General features: G+C 46.5%; 24 protein-coding genes. 13 read left to right on the top strand and 11 right to left on the bottom strand.

Going from position 1 to position 23,296, the window contains the following annotated elements; all coding sequences use genetic code 11:
* Position 1 precedes the first annotated feature (1 nt).
* From nuoK to ACKU40_RS08170, 9 genes are all read right to left on the bottom strand, one after another.
* A complete protein-coding gene (gene nuoK, locus ACKU40_RS08130) occupies positions 2-310 on the bottom strand; it encodes an NADH-quinone oxidoreductase subunit NuoK (RefSeq protein ID WP_320176015.1) in 309 nt (102 codons plus the stop codon).
* The gene (locus ACKU40_RS08135; protein ID WP_320176016.1) at positions 310-825 is read right to left on the bottom strand and encodes an NADH-quinone oxidoreductase subunit J; all 516 of its coding nucleotides are present in this window, start codon (positions 823-825) and stop codon (positions 310-312) included. The genes nuoK and ACKU40_RS08135 overlap by 1 nt, the downstream gene beginning before the upstream one ends.
* Positions 822-1,427 carry a 4Fe-4S binding protein gene (locus ACKU40_RS08140; protein ID WP_320176017.1) on the bottom strand — a complete coding sequence of 202 codons (606 nt, stop codon included), beginning with the start codon at positions 1,425-1,427 and terminating at the stop codon, positions 822-824. The genes ACKU40_RS08135 and ACKU40_RS08140 overlap by 4 nt, the downstream gene beginning before the upstream one ends.
* Before the next feature lie 12 nt (positions 1,428-1,439).
* Positions 1,440-2,408 carry an NADH-quinone oxidoreductase subunit NuoH gene (gene nuoH, locus ACKU40_RS08145; RefSeq protein ID WP_320176018.1) on the bottom strand — a complete coding sequence of 323 codons (969 nt, stop codon included), beginning with the start codon at positions 2,406-2,408 and terminating at the stop codon, positions 1,440-1,442.
* Between the two features lie 13 nt (positions 2,409-2,421).
* Entirely contained in the window at positions 2,422-3,573 is a 1,152-nt protein-coding gene (locus ACKU40_RS08150; protein WP_320176019.1) for an NADH-quinone oxidoreductase subunit D, read from the bottom strand.
* Positions 3,570-4,103, bottom strand: coding sequence for an NADH-quinone oxidoreductase subunit C (locus ACKU40_RS08155; protein WP_320176020.1), 534 nt, complete (start codon positions 4,101-4,103; stop codon positions 3,570-3,572). The genes ACKU40_RS08150 and ACKU40_RS08155 overlap by 4 nt, the downstream gene beginning before the upstream one ends.
* On the bottom strand, positions 4,100-4,639 hold the full coding sequence (locus ACKU40_RS08160; protein ID WP_320176021.1) for an NADH-quinone oxidoreductase subunit NuoB: 540 nt from the start codon (positions 4,637-4,639) through the stop codon (positions 4,100-4,102). Before ACKU40_RS08160 ends, ACKU40_RS08155 begins: the two co-directional genes overlap by 4 nt.
* Positions 4,618-4,995: an NADH-quinone oxidoreductase subunit A gene (locus tag ACKU40_RS08165; RefSeq protein ID WP_320176022.1), complete on the bottom strand. Its 378-nt coding sequence runs from the start codon at positions 4,993-4,995 to the stop codon at positions 4,618-4,620. Before ACKU40_RS08165 ends, ACKU40_RS08160 begins: the two co-directional genes overlap by 22 nt.
* 580 nt (positions 4,996-5,575) lie before the next feature.
* Complete coding sequence (locus ACKU40_RS08170) at positions 5,576-6,886, bottom strand: diguanylate cyclase domain-containing protein (RefSeq protein WP_320176023.1); 1,311 nt, start codon at positions 6,884-6,886, stop codon at positions 5,576-5,578.
* A gap of 504 nt (positions 6,887-7,390) precedes the next feature.
* Between ACKU40_RS08170 and ACKU40_RS08175 the strand changes: the two genes are divergently transcribed.
* From ACKU40_RS08175 to ACKU40_RS08225, 11 genes are all read left to right on the top strand, one after another.
* Positions 7,391-7,843 (top strand): GtrA family protein, encoded by a 453-nt coding sequence (locus ACKU40_RS08175; protein WP_320176024.1) that lies wholly within the window; start codon positions 7,391-7,393, stop codon positions 7,841-7,843.
* Between the two features lie 40 nt (positions 7,844-7,883).
* Positions 7,884-8,345: a YkgJ family cysteine cluster protein gene (locus ACKU40_RS08180; protein ID WP_320176025.1), complete on the top strand. Its 462-nt coding sequence runs from the start codon at positions 7,884-7,886 to the stop codon at positions 8,343-8,345.
* A gap of 125 nt (positions 8,346-8,470) precedes the next feature.
* Positions 8,471-8,869, top strand: coding sequence for an OsmC family protein (locus ACKU40_RS08185; RefSeq protein WP_320176026.1), 399 nt, complete (start codon positions 8,471-8,473; stop codon positions 8,867-8,869).
* Between the two features lie 157 nt (positions 8,870-9,026).
* Complete coding sequence (locus tag ACKU40_RS08190; protein ID WP_320176027.1) at positions 9,027-9,419, top strand: cupin domain-containing protein; 393 nt, start codon at positions 9,027-9,029, stop codon at positions 9,417-9,419.
* Between the two features lie 10 nt (positions 9,420-9,429).
* On the top strand, positions 9,430-10,266 hold the full coding sequence (locus ACKU40_RS08195) for an AraC family transcriptional regulator (RefSeq protein ID WP_320176028.1): 837 nt from the start codon (positions 9,430-9,432) through the stop codon (positions 10,264-10,266).
* Between the two features lie 152 nt (positions 10,267-10,418).
* A complete protein-coding gene (locus ACKU40_RS08200) occupies positions 10,419-10,730 on the top strand; it encodes an IscA/HesB family protein (RefSeq protein WP_320176029.1) in 312 nt (103 codons plus the stop codon).
* A 103-nt stretch (positions 10,731-10,833) separates the two neighbouring features.
* Positions 10,834-13,035 (top strand): transglutaminase domain-containing protein, encoded by a 2,202-nt coding sequence (locus ACKU40_RS08205; protein WP_320176030.1) that lies wholly within the window; start codon positions 10,834-10,836, stop codon positions 13,033-13,035.
* Positions 13,036-13,122: 87 nt separating this feature from the next.
* Positions 13,123-16,245 carry an EAL domain-containing protein gene (locus ACKU40_RS08210; protein WP_320176031.1) on the top strand — a complete coding sequence of 1,041 codons (3,123 nt, stop codon included), beginning with the start codon at positions 13,123-13,125 and terminating at the stop codon, positions 16,243-16,245.
* A gap of 98 nt (positions 16,246-16,343) precedes the next feature.
* Positions 16,344-16,823: an acetolactate synthase small subunit gene (gene ilvN, locus ACKU40_RS08215; RefSeq protein WP_320176032.1), complete on the top strand. Its 480-nt coding sequence runs from the start codon at positions 16,344-16,346 to the stop codon at positions 16,821-16,823.
* Between the two features lie 65 nt (positions 16,824-16,888).
* Positions 16,889-17,800, top strand: coding sequence for a bifunctional enoyl-CoA hydratase/phosphate acetyltransferase (locus ACKU40_RS08220; RefSeq protein WP_320176033.1), 912 nt, complete (start codon positions 16,889-16,891; stop codon positions 17,798-17,800).
* 72 nt (positions 17,801-17,872) lie between these two features.
* Positions 17,873-18,640 (top strand): transporter substrate-binding domain-containing protein, encoded by a 768-nt coding sequence (locus ACKU40_RS08225; RefSeq protein ID WP_320176034.1) that lies wholly within the window; start codon positions 17,873-17,875, stop codon positions 18,638-18,640.
* A gap of 16 nt (positions 18,641-18,656) precedes the next feature.
* On the opposite strand, the gene ACKU40_RS08230 is transcribed toward ACKU40_RS08225, so the two are convergent.
* Positions 18,657-19,094, bottom strand: coding sequence for a hypothetical protein (locus ACKU40_RS08230; protein ID WP_320176035.1), 438 nt, complete (start codon positions 19,092-19,094; stop codon positions 18,657-18,659).
* A gap of 95 nt (positions 19,095-19,189) precedes the next feature.
* On the opposite strand from ACKU40_RS08230, the gene ACKU40_RS08235 reads away from it, so the two are divergent.
* Positions 19,190-20,125 (top strand): LysR family transcriptional regulator, encoded by a 936-nt coding sequence (locus ACKU40_RS08235; RefSeq protein ID WP_320176036.1) that lies wholly within the window; start codon positions 19,190-19,192, stop codon positions 20,123-20,125.
* 151 nt (positions 20,126-20,276) lie between these two features.
* Entirely contained in the window at positions 20,277-21,998 is a 1,722-nt protein-coding gene (locus tag ACKU40_RS08240) for a bacteriohemerythrin (protein WP_320176037.1), read from the top strand.
* A 78-nt stretch (positions 21,999-22,076) separates the two neighbouring features.
* Here ACKU40_RS08240 and ACKU40_RS08245 read toward each other — a convergent pair whose 3' ends face one another.
* Positions 22,077-23,267 (bottom strand): PLP-dependent aminotransferase family protein, encoded by a 1,191-nt coding sequence (locus tag ACKU40_RS08245; protein ID WP_320176038.1) that lies wholly within the window; start codon positions 23,265-23,267, stop codon positions 22,077-22,079.
* Positions 23,268-23,296: the final 29 nt, after the last annotated feature.

Below are 23,296 nucleotides of genomic sequence, written 5' to 3' on the forward strand. Positions count from 1 at the left end.
TTTACCCTTTCAGCTTTGTTATTGCGTCGGTCTCAACGGACTTAAACCGTTTTGCCACCACAATGATTATTGCCAGCACAAGGGTCGCTTCAGCAGCGGCCAGTCCCATAACAAAAAGTGCGGCTATCTGCCCCACTGAGCTTCCGGCCTCGGTAAGCTGGGAAGCGGAAACAATGGACAGCCCTGCGCCGTTTAGCATCAGCTCCACGGAAATGAGCATGCCCACCAGCGATTTACGCCAGACAATGCCATATAGTCCGATAGCCAGCAGCAGGAGTGCCACCAGTTGGTACATCAAAAGAGGACTCATTATGCTTTCCTCCCTTTCTTTTCAAAAGCCAGCAGCACAGCTCCGGCCATTGCAGCCAGCAGGACTACCGAAATAAGCTCAAAAGCAACCGGATAATCTTCCAGTAGCCCTTTACCGATCTGAACCAGCGGGACCTCAACCGGGATATGTATTGAAGAAGGCTGAAACTTGACCAGAATAAACCCGATTATAAATACCGGAGAGATAAAGGTCAGCGCCGCGAGTGCAGATTTACCAGGCCTGCGGCTTCCGGACTCAACCCCTTGGGCATCAGCTTGAGTAAGCATGATGGCGAAGAAAATAAGCACACAGACCGCACCCACGTAGATGAGAATCTGCATGAAAGCCATGAACGGTGCGGCCATGAGCATGTACATACCAGCTACACCCAGCAGGGATGAAATCAACCCCACCATGGCCCGGACCAGACTATGTGCGCCCACGGCTATGCACCCGCCGCCGAGAATCAGCAGCGTGTAGACGACAAAAGCTACTTTTGCGAGCGTTTCCATCATGATTCTGTCCCTGCCTCTTTTTCAGTAGTTACAGCTCCAACATCCTTGGGAGGCTCAGCCGCTTTGGCCACTGCGGCAGCCTCAGCCTGTGCGCCGAGTCTGGCAAGCAAGTCCATTTTAAGTTCCTTGCGGTCGGTTACGGTAAGGTACACATTTGAGGAGTAACGCAGTGCCTTTGCGGGACAGTTTTCCACACATGATCCGCACAGCGAACAAAGGGAGAAGTCATATAAAAATTTTGCAGGCTCTTTGGGAGCCTTAGGCTTCTCGACCTTTTCGCCCCGCTCTTCCGCTTCCTTCATGGCCTGAAGTTCAGCTTCGGTAGGTTTGGGAGCCTTGGACTTGACCACGGTAATGCATTTGCTGGGGCAAGCGGTAACGCACATCATACAAGTAATGCATTTGGGTTTAGCCGGATCCTTGGGTTTTCCGATGAGTTCCAGCGGTCCGCGGAATCCTTCCAACTGCCCGGAAGTGACCGTTTCACGCGGGTAATGGAGGGTCACGTTTTTATCGACAAAGTTTTTGCCCGTGACTTTCAGCCCTACGATCAAGGACCAGAGCGAAGTCACGTCATCCCATATTTTTTTGATTACACTCATTAAAGCGCCCTCCTACAGCTTCATCACAAAAGCGGTGATAAACAGGTTCAACAGAGCTAAGGGCATGAGCCATTTCCAGTTGATATTCAGAAGCTGATCAAAACGTACGCGGGGATAAGTCCAGCGCAACCAAATCATGACCAGCAACAAGGTGTAGACCTTGGCGAGGAACCACCATGCGCCGTCAAAGAACGGTCCCTGCCAGCCGCCGAGGAACAGGGCCGCAGCCACAGAGCAGACCACGATCATGTTGGCGTATTCAGCAAGGAAGAACAGACCGAACCCCATGCCCGAATATTCAGTATGGAATCCGGCGGTCAGTTCACTTTCAGCTTCAGGCAGGTCAAAGGGAGCGCGGTTGGTTTCGCCGAGCGCACTGACAAAATAAATAATGAAAGCCAGCGGCTGTACAACTGCATTCCACTGCCACGGCCAGCCTCCCTGACCTTCAACCACAGTGGTCAGGTTCAGACTTCCGGTCATGAAGGCAACAGCCAGCACTGAGAGCAACAAAGGAATTTCATAAGCCACGGACTGGGCCACCGCCCTTGCCGCACCGAGAATCCCCCATTTGTTATTCGATCCCCAGCCGGCAAGACACAGGGCAAGCACATTCAAACCGGCAAAAGCCAGAATGAGCAGCAGGCCGAGGTCCATTTCCATTCCGGTAGCAACAGGACCGAAAGGAATAGGCAGGAAAAGTAAAAGTACGGGCAGGAAGGATAGAATCGGAGCCATCCAGAACAGCAACTTATCCGCACCGCTGGGGGTGAAGAGCTGCTTGCCAATAAGCTTTACAGCATCGGCCAGAGGCTGCAGCAGTCCCTGCGGTCCGACTTCATAGGGTCCGGGCCTGCGCTGTACGAATCCGGCTACCTTGCGTTCAAGATAAACCAGTACCAGCCCGTTCAATCCCACAAAAGCGGCAATTGCCACCAGTGCGATTATTAATTTCACGAGTTCTACAGGAATTTGAGACATATGAAGCTCCTGACTACCTGTCGATTTCCGGGATTACCATGTCCAAGCTGCCTAAAATCGCAACCGCATCTGCCAGCATTGTTCCCTGTGCACATTCGGCAAACAGGGACAGATTGGAAAATCCCGGTGCACGGAGCTTGATCCGGTACGGGGTCTTGCTGCCGTCACTGACAATATGGATTCCGACCTTACCGCGCGCACCTTCAGTACAGAAGTAAGCTTCACCTGCCGGAGCTTTCCACGTAGGTTTAGGAGCTTTCTTGATGATGTGCTCACCTTCGGGAATCTGCTCAAGGGCCTGCTCCACAATGTTCAGGCTCTGCTCTATTTCTTCCATGCGCACCATGTAACGGGCCATGGCATCGGCTTCGTAATAAACCGGAATCTTCCAGTCGAAACGATCATAAATGGAGTAAGGTTCGGCCCTGCGGGTATCGTGCTCAACTCCAGCACCGCGAATTATCGGTCCGGTTGCACCGTAGCGGTTACACATATCCGCATCCATGTAGCCGATTTCTTCAATACGTTTACGCAGGATGATGTTATCGGTGACCAGATCCTTGTACATGGGCAAACGGTCACGCAGCCGTTTGATGAACTCGGTGCACTTGTCTGCGAAACCGTCATCAAGGTCATGAACCACCCCGCCGAAACGGAAGTTGCTATAAGTCAGTCGCGCTCCGGTCACCTTCTGCATCATATCCATGAGGATTTCACGGTCATCAAAGCCGTACATGATCGGAGTGAACGCACCGAGGTCCAGAAGATATGCCCCCCACCAGAGCAGGTGAGATGAAATTCGGTTAAGTTCGGTAAGAATGACCCGGATATATTCGGCCCGTTCAGGAACTTCGATTCCGGCCAGCTTTTCCACCGCCCCCACATAAGCATGGTTCCATGCCAGCGGATGCAGGTAGTCCACGCGGCCCATATTGGGGATGAACTGGACCCATGTCTTAACCTCAGCCATCTTCTCATGCATACGATGCAGATAGCCGAGCACAGGTTCTGCACGAACGATATATTCACCGTCCAACTCAAGGATGACCCGCAAAACACCGTGAGTGGAAGGATGCTGCGGACCCATGTTCAGAATCATGGTATGGTCATCTGCACCCTTCTCAAAATGGTTGGTATAGAAATCGCCCTCAGGAAATGTGTTCATGATTCTGCCCCCTCTCCCGGTTCCGGTTGATCTTCATCAAAGAGGGTGAAGCCTTCACCTTTGAATATTATTTCACCGGGATTAAGAATCTCGCGCAACGGCTTGCGACTACTATCATCTTTAAGCAGCACCCCGTTGGGAGTTTCGGGATCAAGCAGCAGAGGCAACAGGTTGGGATGTCCGGCAAACTTTACACCATGAAAATCGTGACACTCACGCTCATGCCAGTCCGCACCCTGATAGATGGAAGAGATAGACGGCAATTCAGCTTCTTCACGGCAGACCAGCACCCTATGGACGATGCGGCCCGGCTTGGTGAAGTGTGCATAATGGTAGGAGATCAGAAAACCTTCGGCTACATCAAGGGCGTCTATGTTTTCCAAATGATAAGCCTGCTTGAGCATGGCTTCTGCCGCCTGTTTGATGTCATCGACAGTGAGGAAAACATTCATGGTTACCCCGGAAATTTGAAAACTCCCCTTGCCGATCATGAGCGGGGTTACCGGTAGACTGAGATTGTCACCCATCATAAGGCACGCTCCTTCTCTAAATCCTCAGGTACGGGCCACCAGCGTTTTCCAGTCACCTTTTCCTGAATCTGGAACAGTCCTTCAAGCAATGCCTCCGGGCGCGGCGGACAACCGGGAACGTAGACATCAACCGGGATAAGGTTATCCACGCCCTCTACAATCCCGTACTGCCCCTTAAACTTGAAAGGGCCTCCCGAGATCGCGCAGTTACCTAGAGCAAGAACCCATTTGGGTGCAGGCATCTGCTCGTAAAGACGGACAACAGCAGGAGCCATTTTTTTGGTCACCGTCCCCGCCACGATCATCAGATCAGCCTGACGCGCGGAAGGCCGAAAGACCTCAGCTCCGAACCGGGCCATATCAAAGCGGGCCATACCCACAGCCATCATTTCAATGGCGCAACAGGCCAGACCGAAGGTCATAGGCCACAGTGACATGGATCGGCAGATGTTCATGGCGTCTTCGGCAAGTTCGAGGCGAACAATTCCGTCCTCGACAACATGCCCGCCGGGGGTCAGGAGATTTTTCTCGGCCATGTGAACACTCCTTTCTTCCAGAAATAAATAATCGCGACAGCAAGAACAGACAGGAATCCGGCAACTTCAATAAAATAAAACATTCCATCGGTATGGGGATACCAGACTGAAACCGGGAAGAGATAGAGAACGTCTACGTCAAAGGCGAGAAACAGCAAGGCGTAAACATAATAACTGATGCCGAACTGATTCCATGCCCTCCCGTGGGGTTTCATCCCGCATTCATAAGACATGCCCATGTCCCCACCTTTTGCCCTAGGATGAACAAGAGCAGACAGGATAAGGGGCCCACCGGCAAAAAGAAGCCCACCTATCAAAAACATGAAGATGGCGAACTGAAGCCAGGTAAAAACCATTCTCGCACCTCTCTTACGTTTTTAAAATTAGTAACACGAAGCGGACACTAATTGTTTTTTTGTTAAATTGCAAAGGGAACATTGGAAAAAGTCTAAAAAAATTCTGAAGTTAAATTTTTATTAAATCTATCTCACCCGACCATTCCTGTGTCAAGGAGGACTGAGCGTTTTACAGGTTCGGATGACTGTAAAACACTAGATAGTTAAATTAATCACAAAATAATAAACTTTAATTCCAGAGAGTTGAAAGATAAATTACGATGCAAAACAAATTTTCCGCTTAGTAATAGCACAATTCACAATAGATTCAATACCGTTTTTACAAAATATTTCGACACACTAAGCAATACGATACTTAAAAGCACAGGACACAAGGAATGAGAGAAAGAAATATATTTCACAAACCAAAACACGCTCAAATATAGTTCCAAAATGACACAGGACTAATCCGCAATCAGGAATTACAGATAACCGCCTGACAAAAAAGAAGGTGTTTCCGCCCAACACAAGCGAAAACACCTAATTAGAAAAACTAATGCGTGTATAAAAAGCTACACTTAAAATCCGGCTGATTTATACATCAGCTGTAAAAACAGTATTTGCGATCCTTTTGCTCCTTAACCCTGTACATCGCTTCATCTGCCCTTTTCACTAATGCCTCAGCCTCGACCCCATTTTCCGGATAAACACTTATACCTATCGATGCACCGATTGAACAGCTTACTCCATCAATCTCAAACGGTGCAGTAAGGCAATTTATAAAATCCTCTGCAACCTGGGCAATGCTTTCCTTATTTGAAGGACGTTCAAGCAAGACACAGAATTCGTCACCGCCCAGCCGGGCAAAAGTATCTGCTGAACGCAAACGAGATTTAAGCCTCGCGGCAACTTTGGAAAGCACCATATCCCCCGTATGGTGACCATACATATCATTCACACGTTTAAAGTCATTCAAGTCAATGAACAATAAAGCCAGCTTTTCACCATAACGTCCGGCATTGGCGACTGATTTTTCTAACCGGTCAAAGAAAAGGTAACGATTCGGTATTCCCGTCAGCGCATCAAGTGTAGCCTTTTCCTGCAGCTCAAGCTCGCACAGCTTACGATGAGTGATGTCTTCCACAACACCTTCAATATAAAATTCACCACCCTCTTCAAACAATCGGCAACTTTCCGAGACCCATATGAAGGAACCGTCCTTGCGCCTGAAACGGAGTTCATAATCGCTTAGGGACTTTTCCTGCATAAGTTTTTTTAAAAAGACTTTTCTGTCAGACTTATTTTTATAGAGAGTATCCGTATGGACCTTATTCACGGCTTCTTCGGGGGTGTCATACCCCAGAATGCGCGCCAAGGCAGGGTTAATCTCTTCAAAATGACCGTCAAGGGTGGACCTGAAGATTCCTTCCACCGCCCTCTCAAAGATGTTGCGGTACTTCTCTTCAGCTGCGCGCAAAGCCTTTTCGGTTTTAATTCGTTGCGCGATCTCCTGTTCAAGTCTGTCTTTTTGCCTTTTCAACTCCAAAAAAACCCCGACCTTTCCCCTTAAGGTTGGAGGATCAATAGGTTGCGTAAGAAAATCCACCGCACCGGCCTCATACCCAAGACGGGCATAGACCGGATCTTTATAGATTGCAGTCAAAAAGATTATCGGAACAAGTCGACAAGATTCAATATCTTTAATCTTGCGAGCTGTTTCATAGCCATCCATTCCGGGCATCTGCACATCAAGCAGAATCAGTGCAAAATCATTTTCCCGGCAAAGACCAATGGCCTCCTCCCCCCCCACTGCCTTGTATAACTCAGCCCCTTCATCTTTGAGCAACCGCTCCAGAAGGGTCAGGTTTACGGCATTATCATCCACCAGCAATATTTTCAGGCTATTTTCCATGATTCCACCAATTAATATAAAATCAAATTTTATAAAACCCATAAGACCCAAAAAAACTTATCGGAACAATGCACTGAACACTTCAGCCTTAATCTTATTTTTCAACAAATTTAATTCTGAAATTTACTTTCAAAAATAATTATCCACAGCAGATCCCGTATCACGGTTGATCAAGACCTTAAAAGTATCAAATTGGTATAAATTATATATTAGACATATGAAAAGTCGTTTCATATAAACAGATCAACGGAGCAGGAAAAGGCTCCATGCTCAAACAATTTTTTACTTTCATTCTTTGTTCATCACCGGACAAACACCCTTTCTTCCAGACGGCATAAGGGAGGTTTGGCGCAACCTGACCCGAACGCCGCAAGCCCCGCTGACGAGGATTTCACCCCCTCATCCAGCGGGGCTTTTCTTATTTTGTGACCGAAGTATTACAAATAGGCCACCTTTACCGCTTGGTCTTGACTTTTGACAGTCTGACAGGCTTCCTGCCCAGATATGACCGAGCAAACAAACTTCCGAAACAGACACAAGCGATTTCCCACATGGGACACTAAAGGCTTCCTGCGCTTTCTGCGCTATACCTATGTAGGCGGAGGAACTTTTCTTTTCGATCTGGCTATGCTCTACCTGTTTACCGATGGGCTCAAATGGCATCCTGTGTTCGCAGCGGGAGTGGCATTTTTAATTGCGGTGTCCACCAACTACCTCATCAGCCGCAAACTGGTCTTCAAGGGCACCTCCCGCAAATTCAAACAAGGCTATCTCGGTTTTCTGCTGATAGCCGTGACCGGATTGATCATCGTCACCGGAGGTATGTTTTTGATGGTCGACATCCTGCAGTGGCAATACATAATTTCCCGAATCCTGATCTCACTTGTCACCGGACTTTGGAACTACCTGCTCAATCTATATGTAAATTTCCGGGTTGCCGGTAAACCTTTGCTTTAAGCTCCTTGCATTCCGCAACATCGCGGACTACTTTCCGCTGATGAATCTTTTTGAATATCTGGAATTTCAATACCGCAAATGGCGCTTAAAAAGAAAACGGCAAACGGTGGTGATTCGCGGCTCCTGCAATATGTGCGGAAGCTGCTGCCGTTCCATATGCCTTCACGTAGGCGGTAAATGGCTGAAAAATAACAAACAGTTTTTAAAAGCCATTGAAGAAGACGGTCTCCTATCCCGATTTGAAATATGCGGAAAAACCGAAGAAGGTTACCTGAAATTTTCCTGCACCAGCCTGACCGACAACGGCACCTGCAGTGACTATGAAAACCGCCCCCAACTTTGTCGCAATTTCCCAAACCCTTCAATTTTTATACAATTCGGAGAACTCCCTGCCGGATGCGGCTTCCGCATGTCCACTGAAATAGACTTTGAAAAAATATTGCAAGACGCAATGCATGACGAAGGCAAGATCAAGTCAGGACATATCCCCGAAGGAAAATAGAACCAAAGACGTATTTCCCCGTTTTCCCTACACAAAAAGCATTGCTTTTTCCCCACGTAACGGGCTACTTTACAGCGCAACCGCAGCACTGTGATTTTTATCAACATTTATGACGAATTGGAGTCATGATGAATAATGAAATCAAAATAGAATTCGGATCAGGCAAAAAGCTTTCAGCTGTCAGTGACGATTACTGTATCGATGTTGATATGCCTGTAAATGAAGGAGGCGAAGGATCTGCTCCGGAACCTACGCATCTCTTTCTGGCTTCTCTGGCGACCTGTGCGGCACATTACGCCCGCAAGTTCTGTGAAGCGAGATCTCTGCCCATGGAAGGCCTTGGACTAAAAGTCAGGTACCAGTACAATGAAGAGGGAGACCAGATAGCAAAGTTCACCTACGAACTAAGCATCCCTGAAGGTTTTCCAGAAAAATACAAAGCAGCCCTGCTCCGGGCGCTGGACCTGTGTCCCATAAAGAAGCTTCTAATGAGCCCACCGTCTTTCCAGCTTGAAATTGTTTAAATAAATTTTGCTGCCATTTTGGTTCAGCTAAAAGCGGATAAGAGATAAATCTTATCCGCTTTTTTATTGAAAAAAACAACATTCACAAGATCGTACAATAATATTCCTCCAGATCCTGCTTATATGACGAGCACACCAACAAAAACAGGAGGACAACATGACAACTGAAGAATTTCCCATACTAGCCGCGAACGGCACAATTGAAACCACTTCCGGTCCCATTCAATGTTCAAACCTTGAATGGAATCCGCACCCTGCATTTGAAGGAGTTTACCTCAAGCACCTTCTCACCGGAGATGAGACCGCAGGGCAGCTGAGCTGCCACATTGTCAGGATTGACCCGGACTGCACCCTTGAAACGCATATCCATGAAAACCAATGGGAATTGCATGAAATTATCGGAGGAAGCGGTAATGCCAGCCTGGCAGACAAGTCTACCCCCTATCATCCTGGAAAATCCGCTGTTATCCCTAAAGGAAAAGAACATAGCGTAAAGGCTGGGCCGGAGGGGCTGACTCTACTTGCCAAGTTTTTCCCGGCTTTGATATAGACCGAAACAAATGACAAAAAAAAACGAGAAACTGACCTTCCATGAACTGGAAGAACTTCCGGAAGCTGTGCTTGTTGAAGCATACGGAATCGCAAACCGCTTCCCTCGCCACGTTCATTCCAGCTACATTTTCAGCCTGATAGATCAGGGTGAACGCAAGGTCTGTATCAATTCTCAAACTTGTTCATATTGTGCCGGGGAGATGTGCATACTTCCCCCCGGCACTTCCCATAGCTGCGAATCTATCAGCAAAGATGAATTTGGCCCCCACTCATATCGAGCCCTGTGCGTCAATCCATCCTATCTGCAAAGCCTTGCAGAAGAGATCAGCGGCAAGGCTTGTTCTGCGCCACATTTTAACCCTGCCATTGCTTACAAAGATTTCGACCGGATATCATTTGACGAACTATTCTCCCTCTCAAAAACAACCGGAACAAAACTGGAAAAACAAACAGCCCTGAACAATTTTTTATACCATGCACTGGAACATTTCAGCACCAACCGAATCATACCGGAAACAACCGGACCTCAGGACAATGCATTGAGTCGGGTAAAAGAATACATTGAACAAAATTTCAAAAACAAAATAACCCTAAACGATCTTGCAGAAACAGCATGTCTAAATCCGTTCCATCTGCAGAAGCTGTTCGTAAATAGATACGGACTTTCACCGCAGGAACAGATCATCTCCTACCGCATATACGAAGCAAAAACCCGGATTCAATCTGGAGAAGCTCTTATCGAAGCGGCACTTAATTCCGGTTTTTCTGACCAAAGTCATTTTTCCCGCCACTTCAAAAGGATAATAGGTATTTCACCCGGACGTTTTCTTCGGGAGAACAGATAGCAAAATGCCTACCGGCGAATAGGATTTTTAAATGCAAAACAAGCGCATTCAGAAGCAAAACAAATACTGAACTTTTTTTTGCTTTATTCAGGTTGACTTACCTTGCATGAGGGCTATTCTGTTAGAAAAACAAACCTCAAAAGGAGAAAATAATGCTTAAGATCACAGAGAAAGCAAAAGAAGTACTTGATCAGCACTTTGAAGGCAAAGACAAAGAGCCGATTCGTATATACATTGCTTCCGCATGCAGCGGGATCCGTCTGGCCCTTGGAATTGATTCCGCTAAAGACGGAGATGAAACTGTCAACCTTGAAGGCTACGACTTTGTAGTTGATCAGGAGCTTTTCGAACAGGCTAAACCCATGGTAATAGACCTTTCACCCATGGGCATTGAAATCTCCTCTTCCCTCGTCTTCGAAGAGTCTGAAGGTGGCTGCGGCAGCTGCTGCGGCGGTTGCGGCTGATCAAAACGCCATGATGTGGCGACGCAAAAGAACTCAAAGACCGGTACCTTTATGGTTCCGGTCTTTTTTTACATAAGACGGACTATATGCTAGACTAATCCTCATGATTTCACTCAAAAACATATCATATATTTTAGCTGCCATTTACTTCTGCGCATCACTATGCGCCTGTTCAACTAAAAATAATCAAGATAAGTTTTCACCATACTCCGCATCAACAACAAAAATCCTTGAGACTTCAGGCAGCAACCGTGCTCAATTGGAAAGTTTCATTTCCAGATATACTGAAAATCCTGAAAAACGGCAGGCCGCACAATTTCTGGTTTCCAACCTTCCGCCATCAGACCGGGCCGCACTATCCGCAAAGGAGTTGTCCGAAAACCTCGACTATGCGTTCCTTGCCCGAGAATCAACAGAGTGGGGAAAAGATATTTCATGGAACGATTTTCTTCACTACGTCCTGCCCCACCGTGTAAGTCAGGAAAAAGCAGTCAGTTGGCGAGAACAGTTTTACAACGAACTTTTACCCATTGTTGCTGAATGTACATCAATGGAAGAAGCGGTGCTTGCCGTAAACCGCTGGTGTTTTTCCAAGACAGGATTCAAATCCACCCAGCGCTGGGACCAAAACCCGCTGATGACTATCAACCGGGGCTGGGGAAGATGTGAAGAAGCTGTCATCCTCACCGTCTGTGCGCTGCGCAGCGTAGGTATCCCCGCAAGGCAGGCCATGGTCCCGGCATGGCAGCATTCAAACGACAACCATACATGGACCGAAGTTCAGGTAGACGGCAAATGGCATTACATTGAGTCCGCCAATCCCGATTACGGGCTTGATCATGCATGGTTCAGCGGCTCAGTGCGCAAGGCACCGCTGGTAATTTCCTATGCTTACGGCAACGCGAGTTCAACCGATTACCCAATTCTTGGCCGGTCTTTCGGCTGTACATTGATTAACACCACAGCGCGTTATGCCCCGGCAAGCAGAACCGAAGTGCTGGTATTAGATTCCAAAGGCAACCCTCTGCCAGAGACTAAGATATTCTTTTCAGTGCTGAACTATGCATCTTTCAGACCTGTGGCCAGCAAGACCACTGACGCAGAAGGGAAGGCGGATATAACATTAGGTCCTGGTTCCGTACTTATCTCTGCAGCAAACGGAGATAATTCCGCATACTCAGGCTCAATCTGGATTCCCGGAGAACAAGCAGTTCGCTCGCCGGTTATGCTTAGAATGCAACCTGACAACAAACCGGAAGGCACCATCAGCTTTAAATTTGTTTACAACGACACCATAAAAATACCTACCCCGCCCAAAAATTCTGAAGGAGCCCAAAAGACCGAATTTGATTCCATCAAAAACAGGCGACTGCAAAATCTTTCAGGCATGGAAAAAAGTGCTGAATTTGCAATGCCCGACTATGCTCCGGCCATTGCAAATTCAGGGTTGAACACCCCGCAAGTAATGCTATCAGTGAGCACCTGCCCAACTGCCAACCGTAATTCACTGTTCAAATCCATCTCCATCATGCCTGCGGCAGATCTGCTGACCATTACTGATTCTGAATTGATTGAAAATGCGCTTTTTTCTGATCTAGCAAGACAGGAAGCTGAGTCAAAGAGCCTAAAATACCCTGACAATATTTTTGAGCTATATGTCCTTAACCCGCGTATCATGTACGAACAGCAAAGCAGTTGGCGAAAATCCATTCATCAAAGATTCAACCTCACCAAAATCGGTGGACTTGAAAAATTGCTGAAAAAAATAAGAAAATTCAATACCGGAATATCCACAGTACAAAGAGGCGCACTAGGGAATTCACTCTCGCCTGTATACATACTGGATACCGGCAAAGCTTCCTCACTTGCTGAAATATGTATTTTAAACACTGCAATTCTGCGTAGTGCAGGTATTCCGGCACGTTTTCTTGATGAACAGGGCTGGATAGAATTCTATGACGGAGAAAACTGGAAGCCATTTTATCCGCTACTTACGGATCAGACAGGAAATGTAAATGCAACATCAGAAAGCAAAGACTTCTACTCAAATTGGCAGACTATAAAATTCAAACTGCCTTATTTTGAAAACAACAAGAGAGAACCTCAATACTTTAAAGATTTCTCTGTATCTAAATTAATAGATAAGACTAGATTTCAAATAATCGAAAAAACTGTTCAAGGAAAAATGAACCACGAAGACAAAACATGGGAAATAAGTACTCCACATGGAGATTACTATTTAATTAGCGTGCAACGGAACACTCAAAACGAACCGACGATTTCTGTCCACAAAATCGGAAAATAAGGTTACTATAGCACAAGGTTATGCTATTTCAAAAATGAGACAAGCTGACTTGCAACTCAACAATTATTAAAGTATCCACTTACTACGATGCACGAATTGCTGGAAAAACAACTTAAAGACACCATCGGAGACCAGTCTCTAGAACTCGCCGATGAGCTGAACAATTTTATAGACTTGGTCGAAAAAACATATTCCGGCCTTGATGACTCTACTCTTGTACCCAACTCCCCTGCTGTAAGCATTTTACATTTCATTCCTGATCCGGCATTCATTATCAATAGAGAGGGGATTGTCGTTGCCTGGAACCCAGCCCTTGAGCAGCTTACCGCCACAAAAGCAGAAGATGTCATTGGAAAAGGTAACTTTGAACACATTAAGCTCATCCACGGCAAAAGAACTCCCGGCCTGATCGATCTTGTTAACGGTTGTGATGAAATTGGTGAAATTGAATATGGAGCCATCAGCCGCAGAGGAAGAGCCCTCGCCGCTGAAATATGCATCCAAAACCTCGGCAACAGAAAAAGCACTAACCTTTGGGTTCAGTCAGCTCCAATACTGGATGCAAACGGCAATACCATCGGAGCCATTGAATCCCTCCGCGATATTTCGGCAAGAAAACAAACCGAAAATATCAACTTAATCCTCTACAAAATTTCATCTGCCCTGAACTCAACGGCAGATACCCCCATATTCCTCAAGCAGGTTCACGAAAGTCTAAAGCCGTTCATTGAAGCCGAGAACTTTTTTGTCGGACTATACAACGAAAGACAGAAGACCTTAACTTTTCCCTACTACGCTGATGAAAAAGACTTCATGGCACCATATACAGTTTTACCGATGATTGAAGGTAAAAGCCTAAGCGTAGAAGTTATTAAGGCTGAACACCCCCTATTGCTTGACGAAAATGATTTCAGTGACCAGAGAACCAACAGCATAAATCATGTCGGCTCCCCTGCTAAGTCATGGATGGGCATCCCTCTGAAATACGGGGGGAAAATTATGGGCGTGATGGCAATTCAGTCATATGAACGGCCCGGTGTATACAACTCCAGGGACATTGACCTAATGGTGGCAATTTCCGAACAAGTTGCAGCAGCCCTCTTACGCAGGCAGGCCGAAGAAGCTCTGCTGGAAAGTGAGAAGAAATTCCGGTCAATTTTCGAGAACGCGACTGTTGCTATTTTCCAGATATCTGCTGCAGGCAGGGTTACAGTGGCTAACCCGGCGTTAGCGGCAATCATGGGATATGATAGCGTTGATGAAATGCTGGCGGGAAATGATCAAGCTTCAAGGTTTCTCTACAATCATGAAGGACGTCAAAAGTTCCTGAAAAGACTGCTCACCGACGGAGCAGTCAATGGCATGCTGCTGCGCGTAAACCATCGCCGAGGAAAGGAAAAATGGGTTACAATCAATGCCCGCACCTCCTATGATTCTCAGGGCAGACCTGTCCTGTACACAGGGACCGCTTTCGACTCTACTTTAGAGATTGTAGCTGAACGTAAAATTTTCAGACACAAATCGCGATTCATGCAGCTCTTTGAAAGCTCCCCGCAAGCCATCGCATTAACTGACTCCAAAGGAAATGTGGTAGACACCAACCGTGCTTTCACCAAACTATTCGGCTACTCAACCGAAGAAATGTCCCCCTGCTGCGAAAACCTTTCACCGACCAATCCGGGAAAAATCAAAGCAAACCTGAAGAAAATCCTCGGGGGTGAAACATACCGGACAGAAGACATGCGCCGCCACAAAAACGGCAGGCTGATCCCGGTTTCAATCCTTGGATACCCCTTTCTATACAATGATGAAATCTCCGGGACATTCATAATTTACGACGATATTTCACAACGCAAGGAATATGAACGCAGACTCTCTTATCAGTCACTTCACGACTCCCTGACCGGGCTTCCCAACCGCACGTTCTTCCTTGAGCGTCTTGAAGAGACGCTGGACATCTCCCGCAAGATTCCGGAAAGAACTTTCGCGGTCCTGATGCTTGATATCGACATGTTCAAACGCATCAACGACAGCCTTGGTCATCAGGCAGGGGATGAACTTCTTATTGAAGTCGGCAAAAGGATCAAGCACTGCCTGCGTCCTGTTGATACAGTGGCAAGGATGGGTGGCGATGAGTTTGCAGTACTCATTGATGATTTCTCCACCCCCCAAATGGTTATTCAGATAATCCGTGATATCCGCAACGAAATCCGCAAGCCGATGAATATCTCCTCGCGGGAAGTTGTCATCAGCTCAAGTATCGGCATTGTTTTCAAGACCTCAAGCTACGAGCATCCGGAGCACATTATCCGTGATGCCGACATCAGCATGTACAAGGCGAAAGAACAAGGGGTTAACAAGTTCAAGGTCTTCAACAAGACCATGCATGAAAAAGCCCTGCAAAGCCTGCTGATTGAAACAGAAATAAGACAAGGCATCCCTGAAAATGAATTTTTCCCGTACTTCCAGCCTATTTACAGCATGCAAAATCGTAATCTGGCCGGATTTGAAGCCCTTGTCCGCTGGAACCATCCGGACCGGGGATTCCTGACTCCTGATCAGATTATACCTGTTGCTGAAGAGACAGGATTAATCGTTGAACTCGACAGAATCATACTTTTTGAAGCATGCAAATTCATGTCTGAATGGTGCAGGCGTTATCCTAATACCAAGGATCTTTTCCTGACCGTCAACCTCTCTCCCAGCCAGCTGTCCAAACCGGATCTTGCTGAAGCCATTGAGACAATTGTGGAAGAGACCAAGATTCCGGCTGATAATTTAAAGCTGGAGATTACTGAGTCAGCGATCATGGAACGCAATGCAGCTTCCTCCCTGAACCTGAAAAAAATCGGAGAGATGGGTATCAGGCTGGCAGTGGATGACTTTGGCACCGGATACTCTTCACTGGCCCAATTGCAGCGCTTCCCCGCATCAACTGTTAAAATCGACCGTTCCTTTGTCAGCCATATGGCAAGCGACCACGAATCCCTTGAGATTGTTCGTGCTGTAAATGCTCTGGGCCACAGCCTGAGCATGGACGTAATTGCTGAAGGTGTTGAAACAAGACAACAGCTTATCCTGCTCAAAGATATCGGCTGTGATTATGTGCAAGGTTACTACTTCGACAAACCTCAGACGAATGAAGACGCGGAAAAACTGGTCAAGATGCGCTCCGAAGGTTTCTGCCCTCCCGGATTAACTACAATTTAACACCCCTGCCCCTCCTTATCTTTTCGCGTCCCTGCTTGTTCACGGGTAGCTTTGCGTGTATGCTCCATGAAAAAGAACTGTCATTTTCAGGAGTAAAGATGAAACACACCATATCTGCACTGGTAAAAAACAAAACCGGGGTTCTGGCTGAATCATCAGCCGCCTTTCAAAAAAATAAAATAAACATCACTTCCATTTCCTGCGGAGAAACAGAAAACATGGACGTTTCACGCATGGTAATATGCGCCGAGGGCAACAAAGAAGAAATTGCTAAAGTTACTGAGCAACTTAAGGCCATGGATTTTGTCATTCAGCTTGACGATCTCGCCCGCAAGGAATTTGTGGACCGCGAGCTCGTGCTTATAAAAGTTGAAGTAAACAAAGACACCATGTCGCAAATTATGCAGATTTTCGAAGTATTCCGGGCCGACGTTGTCGGGATGGGGCAGAAAACCATTACCGTAGAACTGAGCGGAGACCAGGAAAGGGTCGAAGGCCTTATCAAAATCCTCCAGCCTTTCGGGATAAAAAGCCTCTGCCGAACAGGTATGATCGCACTCAAACGCGGAGATGAATAACTCTCAACCAACGCGGAATTGTTCATAATCCAGACGGAACTTCCAGACCGTATAAAGGTGCGCAGATGACCATAACATCACTAGATGAAATAATTACAGCGGTCCGCAATCACGACCGGCCGGCACGCGTGGCAATTGCTCCATGCGCTGAAGAATTTGTAATCCGATCCGCCCTCACTGCACATAAAGAAGGCATTGCCGAACCGATATTCATCGGCAACAGAGAAAAGTCCCTTGCCGTAGCTGAAAAGCACGGATTAGACATAGGCGGATTTGAATTTCATGATGAACAGGATGATGTCGAAGCAGTAGCAACTGCTGTCTCCTACTTTAAAAATGGCAAAGCCGACCTGATCATGAAAGGTCTGGTCAGTACCAGCACGGTACTCAAAGCCATCCTCAATAAACAGACAGGAGTACCCACCAGAGGGATCATAAGTCACGTAACAGTATTTGAAGCATCCTCCCAAAAAAGACTCATCCTGCTGACTGATGCAGGAGTTAACATCAAACCCAACCTGCAACGCAAAGCAGACATCCTGCGCAACGCAATTGATGTTGCGCGTAAGCTCGGAATGGAAAAGCCTAAAGCGGCAATCCTTGCTGCAACAGAAAAGGTGAACTACCCGGCCATGCCCGCAACTCTTGATGCGGACATCCTTGCTAAGATGGCTGCTGAAGACGCTTTCGGGGATGCATACGTCGCAGGTCCGCTGGCCTTGGATCTTGCTATTTCTTCAACAGCGGCAACCTGCAAGGGGATTGATAATCCTGTGGCCGGTTGCGCAGACATCCTGCTTACCCCTGAAATTGAAAGCGGAAATATCCTTTACAAGGCTTTGGCTACCATTGCCGGAAAAACCATGGCCAGCGTTGTCGTTGGAAGTGAAGTTCCCATTGTTGTTTCATCAAGAGGAGACTCCGACAGTTCTAAATTCCATTCCATTGCACTGGCCTGCTACCTTTCTGGGATGTAAATAGAAAACTACAAGACTAAGCTAATACATGCTACGTTAAAGCAAGTGTCCGAATAAGACTAGGGAGAGGGTATGAAAATTAGATACAAGCTCATCACATTAATAACGATCTTACTACTAGCCCCTCAATACGTTTTTGCAGCAAGACAGCTCACTTTCGCGACTGACCCCTTCCCTCCCTACTACTATGAGGAAGACGGCATCCCTAGAGGCCTTCAGTATGAATTGGCTAAGATAGTTTTCGACAAAATGCATTTAAGCTTTAAACTTATATTTGTTCCTTGGAAAAGAGCTTTACTTATGGCTGAATCAGGGAAGGTGGATGGAATTTTCGGATTACGCAAAACAGAAGAGCGGCAACGTTGGCTGATATATCCTGAAGAGCCACTCATGAATGTCGTTACCGTTATCTTTAAACGTGCGGATGACCCTTTTGAATATAACGGCATCCAGTCGTTGAAAGGGAAAAAGGTCGGAATAACAAAAGGCTACACATATGGGAGTAATTTTGACAACAGCACTTTATTCGAAAAAGAACAAGTATCCAGTATACGCCATAATTTTCTAAAACTACTGGCCGGAAGAATTGACTTAGTAGCTGGTTACCGCGCTGTTGGCGTAAACACTATGGCAAATATGAACCTGCAAGAGCGTATAGCTATCTGCCCAAACAATGTGTACACGACCGCACTCTATATCGGATTTACCAAAGTTCCGGGATATGGGAGAATAAGCCAAAAATTTTCGAAAGAACTTAATGAATTTAAAAAATCGATTGATTGCAATGACTTTATACGAAAAATGGATATTCCCAAAGAAATGATCACACCGTGTAAATAAACTGCTAAATTATAAATCAGGCATGGCTGGATGTACACAAAACCCATACACCGGAACCGATCAGCAATATCCCTAACACGGAAGTAAGCGATATGTGTTCCCTGTAAATCACAGCCCCCAAGGGGATAAGGCACGCCATAACCACACCGTTAACCAGAATCGGCAGGGTGTTTACATTCGCCCCGGCTTTATAAGTAAGCAGAACCCCGATCTCAATCCCGAAAACCGCCAACCCTAAAAGAAGAACAGGCCAGTTTTTAAAACTAACAACATCAAACAATTCTATCTTCCCGGTCTGGAAATACATTCCCACCAGACTGAAAACCATGGCCAAGGCATATGCAAAAGCAAGAGACCCAAAAAAAGAACCGCCTCCGGCTATGCTTTTTTGAGCAAGGTGATAAATCACGGAAGAAGCCACTACAACCGCGATTGAACCATAGAATGCAAACATTTTGAATTTCCCCTGAAATGAAGTAGTGATTTAGTTAGGGAGGATAACTACTCCCGCTTATTAACTTTTACCACTGAAAACTATTCATTCCCTGTATGAGCAAAACTAATCCGTCCAACCTTGATCTTAATTTGCTGGTCATACTCGATACAATTTTCACCGAGCGCAGCCTGACCCTTGCCGGAAACAAGTTGTTCATGACCCAGTCCGCCGTCAGCCATGCCCTCTCCAAACTGCGCCATCACTTTGATGACCGACTCTTTGTTCGCCGCGGTAATATCATGGAAGCGACTCCGCTATGCAAAACAATACACAGAAACATCGCCCCCAGCCTGAAAACCATAAACCAGTCTATTGCCGACCGAGGTGAATTCGACCCGGCATCATCCAAAAGGACATTCAGCCTAGGACTCAGCGACTATCTATGCAAATTGCTACTTCCTGATATATTACAGTTAATTGAAAACAGAGCTCCAGAAATATCGATTCGCATAATGCAGACAACTTATGAAAAACGGGAAGAAATGCTACAAAACGGCAAATTGGATGTTTTTCTTGGCTGCCCCAGAAATTACGGGGCTGGGGTACTCAAGGAGAAGCTGTTTGACGACAGGGAAGTCTGTGTGATCCGCAATGACCACCCAATCCAAGGCAAGGTAATGAATGAAGCAGAAATGGCCGATAGTGAATTTGCAGCCCTTTCACTTTCAGAGTCCGGGCTGGGATTTCTTGAAGATTACCTATACCGCAAAGGAGTGCAGCGAAAAATAAAAATCGTGTTGCAGCAGGAAACTGTGATCCCTTCACTGGTGGAGAACTCGGACCTTGTCGGCAGCGTAGCCCAACGCTTGGCAGAAATGTATGCAGCGAAGGGACGTTTACGCATAGTCCAACTGCCCTTAAAAAATACTGAATTCGAAGTATCTCAGCATTGGCATTCATTAAATGATAATGATCCTGCACAGCAATGGATACGCTCAGTAATTAAGGAAGTCGCAACACAACTCCCCCCACTGGGACATAGTTTATAACATCCAACCAGTTTACAACTCTCCAAAAAAAGATGATATTTTTCCAATCAAAAGTAGTTATTATCTGAACCACACTTGCGTAATAAACTTTTTTTATTTTATAAGTACAATTAACACACAGAATAAGAATTTCCCGCAAAAAGGAGAAAACATGCCTGAAAAACTTAAACTAACATTATCCATAGCTGTGATATTCCTGATGGCTGCTGCTTCGGTCGTCATGGCTGCTTTTTTCCCGGCTGCGGAGTCTGGAATTTCCCTCTCGCAAATAATTATTATTTGTATTGCCATTGTCGCAACAATACTGGCATTTATTTCCCTTAACTCCGGTTTGAACAGTCAGCAGGAGACTCTGTGCAACTACCTCATAGACCTGAGCAAAGGCAAAGCAAAGGCTTCCATTCCTGCCAGCCTTGATGACAATGTTAATGAGACAGCGCAAAAAGCAGGTAAAGCAATCCATGAACTGGCTGAAAACTTCAAAAAATCAGAAGAAGAAGCAGAAAACCTGCGCAACAGATTAAACAAAGCTGAATCAGAAACCAAAAACGTTCGCAAAGAACTTGCTGATCAAAAAGACGTACTTGAATCCATCAGCAAGTCGGCTGCAAATGCGGGCGGCATATCCGGAAAACTTTTCGCGGGTATTGAGGAACTCAGTGCACAGGTAAACCAAGTTAGCGCAGGCATGGAACTGCAGCGTGACCGTGTTACCGAAACAGCCACAGCAATGGAAGAAATGAACAGCACAGTTCTGGAAGTAGCTCAGAATGCCAGCCTTGCAGCCAACAGTTCTGCCCAGTCCAAAGACAATGCTGTTCATGGCGCTAAAGGAGTTGCAGAGGCAATCCAATCTTTTGAACAAATCAAGGATACCATCCTTAACCTCAAGGGGACCATGGGAACCTTGGGCGAACAGGCAGACAACATCGGCCAGATCATGACAGTTATCACCGATATTGCCGACCAGACCAACCTTCTCGCTTTGAACGCAGCTATTGAAGCTGCCCGGGCAGGAGAAGCAGGACGTGGCTTCGCAGTTGTAGCTGATGAAGTCCGTAAACTTGCAGAAAAAACAATGGACGCAACGAAAGGCGTTGGACAGGCCGTATCCAAAATTCAGGATAATGCACGCGAAAACATCGCTGCTGTTGAATCTGCAGCTGAAGATATTGTGAACTCCACTGAAGCAGCGGCCAAATCCGGCGAACTCATGGAAGCAATTGTTGGTTTCGTTGACGAGACCAATACTCAAGTTGAATCCATTGCCGCAGCAAGTGAAGAGCAGTCCGCAGCATCCGAAGAGATCAACATGGCCATCAGTGACGTGGCAAGAGTTGCTTCGGAAACATCGGAAGGCATGTCCGCATCCGCCCACGCGCTTACCGAAATCGCAAGTGTAGTCGAAGAACTTGATTCAATTGTACAGGGTATTTCATCCGGCAGAATTGTGGATACCAGCTCCGGTAAAATCGTTGAGTGGTCAGACGATCTTTCAGTTGATGTCCGCATCATTGATGAACATCACATGAAACTGCTCGACCTGATCAACGAACTGTACGGAGCCATGCGTCAACGCAAGGCTGACACCATCATCGGCGAAGTGGCTGAGAGACTGCTTGAGTACACCATCTACCACTTTGGATACGAAGAGAAAATTTTCGACAAACACGGATATCCTGAAAAAGATCCGCACAAGAAACTGCATAAAACCTTCATCGATAAAATCGCTGATTTCAAAGCCGATGTCGAGCGAGGCAAAGTTACTGCCTCAACGGATATTATCCGCTTCCTCAAAGACTGGCTCATCAAGCACATCATGGTCGTTGATGCCAAGTACACTGACTTCATGCATGAACACGGCTACGATTAAGCTTAACTAATCAGAATAACAAAAGAGGCCCTGGAACAAATGTTTCAGGGCCTCTCATTTTTTGATGTAATAAATTAGCTATGCTTTACTCAGAAAGGACTTAATTCCAGCTCCAAGACGCTTAATGCCTTCTACAATGTGCTCTTCATCGGAGTTTGAGAAGTTCAAGCGGAAAGTATTCTCACCGCTGCCGTCGACGTAGAAGGGACGGCCGGGAACAAAGGCAACTTTATTCTTGATAGCCTCATCAAAAAGATCCATGGAGGACATTCCTTCAGGCAAGGTTACCCAGAGGAACATGCCGCCTTCAGGTCTGGTAACTTTAGCCTCAGCCGGGAAATATTCCTCAATGGCCCGGACCATTGCCGCACGCTGGTTTCCATAACGTTCGCGAATCTTCTCAATATGGTTATCGAGCGGATTATCAGTAACATACTGATGCATAACCCGCTGAGCGAATGTGCTGGTATGCAAGTCAGAAGCCTGCTTGGCGATAATCAACTTATCACGGGTTTCTCCGCCGCAGACCATCCAGCCGAGACGGAATCCCGGAGCTGCAACCTTGGAGAAAGAACCTAAAAGGATTCCATTATCTTCAAGGTAGCCGCGAACAACAGGCTTTTCAAACTCACCCATGAACCGGAGTTCACCGTAAGGATCATCCTCTACGAAAAGAACATCACGCCCCTTGAGAATGTCCGCCACGCCCTGACGTTTCTCCGCACTGTAGGTCAAGCCCGAAGGATTCTGGAAATTGGTTACAGCGTAGAACATTTTTGCTTCATTCTCATCAAGAACCCTTTCCAGCTCGGCAAGATCAGGACCATCCTCCTCAAGACCTACGGTGAGGAAATTTGATTCAAAAACGGAAAATGACTGGATAGCGCCAAGATAACCGGGACGTTCGATAACAACATTATCCCCGGCATTAAGAAAAACCTTACCCAACAAGTCCAGACACTGCTGTGAACCAGAGGTAATCAAAATTTCATCAGCATCAACCTTAATGCCTTTTTTCTCCATGTAACGATCAGCAATGTACTGACGCAAAGGCTGAAAACCTTCTGTTGTGGAGTACTGCATGGACTGCGGTCCACTTTCACGCATAACTTTAACCGCAGCAGCCTCAAGGTCGGACACAGGAAAAAGTTCGGGATTGGGCAAGCCTCCGGCAAAAGAAATAATTGAAGAATCTTCAGTTACTTTCAGAATTTCACGGATAAAAGATCTGTGAACTGTAGACATACGGTCTGCAAACTTAACGGGCATATTAGCCTCCTTGAGAATATGTGATGCCG

Source organism: Maridesulfovibrio sp. (assembly GCF_963666665.1).
In the GTDB taxonomy this organism is placed as follows: Bacteria; Desulfobacterota; Desulfovibrionia; order Desulfovibrionales; family Desulfovibrionaceae; genus Maridesulfovibrio.

Excerpts from the sequence above, each read along its gene's own strand:
- ACKU40_RS08135 (WP_320176016.1), bottom strand. The coding sequence starts at position 825 with ATGATGGAAACGCTCGCAAAAGTAGCTTTTGTCGTCTACACGCTGCTG.
- nuoH (WP_320176018.1), bottom strand. The coding sequence starts at position 2,408 with ATGTCTCAAATTCCTGTAGAACTCGTGAAATTAATAATCGCACTGGTG.
- ACKU40_RS08185 (WP_320176026.1), top strand. The coding sequence starts at position 8,471 with ATGATGAATAATGAAATCAAAATAGAATTCGGATCAGGCAAAAAGCTT.
- ACKU40_RS08195 (WP_320176028.1), top strand. The coding sequence starts at position 9,430 with ATGACAAAAAAAAACGAGAAACTGACCTTCCATGAACTGGAAGAACTT.
- ACKU40_RS08155 (WP_320176020.1), bottom strand. The coding sequence starts at position 4,103 with ATGATGGGTGACAATCTCAGTCTACCGGTAACCCCGCTCATGATCGGC.
- nuoK (WP_320176015.1), bottom strand. The coding sequence starts at position 310 with ATGAGTCCTCTTTTGATGTACCAACTGGTGGCACTCCTGCTGCTGGCT.
- ACKU40_RS08235 (WP_320176036.1), top strand. The coding sequence starts at position 19,190 with ATGAGCAAAACTAATCCGTCCAACCTTGATCTTAATTTGCTGGTCATA.
- ACKU40_RS08200 (WP_320176029.1), top strand. The coding sequence starts at position 10,419 with ATGCTTAAGATCACAGAGAAAGCAAAAGAAGTACTTGATCAGCACTTT.
- ACKU40_RS08140 (WP_320176017.1), bottom strand. The coding sequence starts at position 1,427 with ATGAGTGTAATCAAAAAAATATGGGATGACGTGACTTCGCTCTGGTCC.
- ACKU40_RS08160 (WP_320176021.1), bottom strand. The coding sequence starts at position 4,639 with ATGGCCGAGAAAAATCTCCTGACCCCCGGCGGGCATGTTGTCGAGGAC.
- ACKU40_RS08230 (WP_320176035.1), bottom strand. The coding sequence starts at position 19,094 with ATGTTTGCATTCTATGGTTCAATCGCGGTTGTAGTGGCTTCTTCCGTG.
- ACKU40_RS08205 (WP_320176030.1), top strand. The coding sequence starts at position 10,834 with ATGATTTCACTCAAAAACATATCATATATTTTAGCTGCCATTTACTTC.
- ACKU40_RS08245 (WP_320176038.1), bottom strand. The coding sequence starts at position 23,267 with ATGCCCGTTAAGTTTGCAGACCGTATGTCTACAGTTCACAGATCTTTT.
- ACKU40_RS08240 (WP_320176037.1), top strand. The coding sequence starts at position 20,277 with ATGCCTGAAAAACTTAAACTAACATTATCCATAGCTGTGATATTCCTG.
- ACKU40_RS08170 (WP_320176023.1), bottom strand. The coding sequence starts at position 6,886 with ATGGAAAATAGCCTGAAAATATTGCTGGTGGATGATAATGCCGTAAAC.
- ACKU40_RS08180 (WP_320176025.1), top strand. The coding sequence starts at position 7,884 with ATGAATCTTTTTGAATATCTGGAATTTCAATACCGCAAATGGCGCTTA.
- ACKU40_RS08225 (WP_320176034.1), top strand. The coding sequence starts at position 17,873 with ATGAAAATTAGATACAAGCTCATCACATTAATAACGATCTTACTACTA.
- ilvN (WP_320176032.1), top strand. The coding sequence starts at position 16,344 with ATGAAACACACCATATCTGCACTGGTAAAAAACAAAACCGGGGTTCTG.
- ACKU40_RS08165 (WP_320176022.1), bottom strand. The coding sequence starts at position 4,995 with ATGGTTTTTACCTGGCTTCAGTTCGCCATCTTCATGTTTTTGATAGGT.
- ACKU40_RS08150 (WP_320176019.1), bottom strand. The coding sequence starts at position 3,573 with ATGAACACATTTCCTGAGGGCGATTTCTATACCAACCATTTTGAGAAG.
- ACKU40_RS08220 (WP_320176033.1), top strand. The coding sequence starts at position 16,889 with ATGACCATAACATCACTAGATGAAATAATTACAGCGGTCCGCAATCAC.
- ACKU40_RS08175 (WP_320176024.1), top strand. The coding sequence starts at position 7,391 with ATGACCGAGCAAACAAACTTCCGAAACAGACACAAGCGATTTCCCACA.
- ACKU40_RS08210 (WP_320176031.1), top strand. The coding sequence starts at position 13,123 with ATGCACGAATTGCTGGAAAAACAACTTAAAGACACCATCGGAGACCAG.
- ACKU40_RS08190 (WP_320176027.1), top strand. The coding sequence starts at position 9,027 with ATGACAACTGAAGAATTTCCCATACTAGCCGCGAACGGCACAATTGAA.